The organism is Microbacterium sp. CPCC 204701, from assembly GCF_004010105.1.
Lineage (GTDB): Bacteria > Actinomycetota > Actinomycetes > Actinomycetales > Microbacteriaceae > Microbacterium.
This window is the reverse complement of the sequence record NZ_RRYE01000481.1, coordinates 1-1,949: the sequence shown is the minus strand read 5'-3', so window position 1 is coordinate 1,949 and position 1,949 is coordinate 1. Positions and strand designations below refer to the sequence as shown.

Sequence of the window (1,949 nt, the reverse complement as noted above, 5' to 3'; positions counted from 1 at the left end):
ACACGCGCCGCCTCGTCGCCGCGCTGGGCCCCGGTGCCGCACCGCTCGCCGAGAAGCTGGCGGCGCCGGATGCCTCGCCCGCAGGCGTCATCGGATGGCTGCTGGCCGATGGAGCGGACGCCGCGCGAGACGTCGTCGCGGCGGCCGTCGCAGCCGACGCGCCCGAGTTCGCCGACGAGCTGGCCGTCGTGCGCAGGCTGAACGAGGATTTCCCGGGTGACTCGGGGATCGGCGTGGCGCTCCTGATGAACCTCGTCACGCTCCGGCGCGGCGAAGGGCTCTTCGTCCCCGCCGGTGTGCTGCACGCGTACATCGAGGGCCTCGGTGTGGAGATCATGGCCGCGAGTGACAACGTGCTGCGGGGTGGTCTCACGCCCAAGCACGTCGACGCCGCGGAGCTCGTCGCAGTGCTCGACGACGTCACAGGGGAGCCGCCGGTGCTCCAGCCGGTCGACCTGGGTGAGGGCGTGCGGCGCTACGACGTGCCGGTGGCCGACTTCTCACTGCTGGCGGCGACGCCCAACGGCGGGCGTGCCTCGATTCCGCTCACCGGGCCGGCGATCGCGCTCGCCACGTCGGGATCGGTGACGGTATCCGGCGCCGCGACGAGGGCCTCCGTGACCCTCGCGCCGGGGCAGGCTGCCCTCGTCACACCCGACGAGAGCGGCGTCACCGTCTCGGGAGATGGCGAGCTGTTCGTGGCTCTCCCGGGAGCCTCGCGAACCGAGTGAGGGGATTCTCATCGGACCGTTACCCTGAGCGACGCGCCGTCGGCGCGTCGTGAAGGTTCAAGATCCGGTTGAGGCTTTAGTATCTGCGACTTGACCTCGGTGAACTACACGGGTGTAATTATCCGTACACGCGACAGCGTGCAGCAGGATCACGGGGGGTGAGAACGACATGACGGTTTCGCATTACCGTTCCGGCGTTCCCGGCGACTGGTTCGTCGATCCGGTTCAGCTGGGGGTTCCGGGGGTTCGCCGCAATACCGAGCAGGAAGAAGGCAACCCGCTCGCCTGGCAGACGGACGCCCTGTGCGCCCAGACCGATCCGGAGGCGTTCTTCCCCGAGAAGGGCGGCTCCACGCGGGATGCCAAGCGCATCTGCACGTCGTGCGACGTCCGAGACCAGTGTCTCGAGTACGCGCTGCAGAACGACGAGCGGTTCGGCATCTGGGGCGGCCTCAGCGAGCGCGAGCGCCGCAAGCTCAAGCGCCGGGCCGGGTGACGTCGGCGGATTGCGGTCGGTCGGGGGATCCGACCGCACCCGGCGCGTACGCCCCCGACTGACGAGCACGCGCGCCTAGGCTGGCCGAGACATGCCCGAAGCCACGTCTGACCGAGTGCACGCCGTCGTCATCGTGCGTCCGGACGGCCGTACTCCGGCGGCGTTCCACCTGAAACGCACGCTCGCGGCGCTGTCCGAGCAGACGCGACAGCCTGACGTCGTCACCATCGTCGTATGCGGCGGCGACGACCGCCTGTTCGAGATCGCGGATGCCGCGGGCGCCGAGTCCGTCGTGAAGGCTCCCGCGTCGACCGGCTTCGCCGCCGCGACCGCCCTCGTCTCGCCGCGCATCCAGGGTGGCGCGGTATGGCTGCTCGCTCAGGACACCGCGCCAGAACCCGATGCGCTTGCGCGCCTCGCGGGCGCGCTCGAGCTCTCGCCGTCGGTCGCCTTCGTCGCTCCCAAGCTCGTGCGCTGGGATGACAGGTCCGAGATCGTGTCGCTCGGCGTCGGGATGACGCGGTTCGGGCGAACCGTCTCATTCGCCGAGGGCGAGTTCGACCAGGGTCAGCATGACGCTCGCGACGACGTGCTGGGGGCCGACATCCGCGGCATCCTCATCCGCACCGACGCGTGGCGGCGGCTGGGAGGGATCGACCGCGCTCTCGCCGGCGCCGACGAGGGTCTCGATTTCGGCGTCCGCGCCCGCCTCTCGGGCGCCC

The 1,949-nt window shown here is 70.7% G+C and carries 2 protein-coding genes and 1 pseudogene; all 3 read left to right on the top strand.

Going from position 1 to position 1,949, the window contains the following annotated elements; translation table 11 throughout:
• Positions 1–731 (top strand): annotated as a pseudogene (locus EIO58_RS17020) (mannose-6-phosphate isomerase, class I); the annotation flags it as partial.
• A gap of 169 nt (positions 732–900) precedes the next feature.
• Positions 901–1,227 (top strand): WhiB family transcriptional regulator, encoded by a 327-nt coding sequence (locus EIO58_RS17015; protein ID WP_127820456.1) that lies wholly within the window; start codon positions 901–903, stop codon positions 1,225–1,227.
• 91 nt (positions 1,228–1,318) lie between these two features.
• On the top strand, positions 1,319–1,949 hold a 631-nt coding region (locus EIO58_RS17010; RefSeq protein WP_164861829.1), incomplete at its 3' end, for a glycosyltransferase family 2 protein.

What these genes read in the sequence shown, in the direction of transcription:
- EIO58_RS17015 (WP_127820456.1), top strand. Translation starts at nt 901, where the DNA reads ATGACGGTTTCGCATTACCGTTCCGGCGTTCCCGGCGACTGGTTCGTC.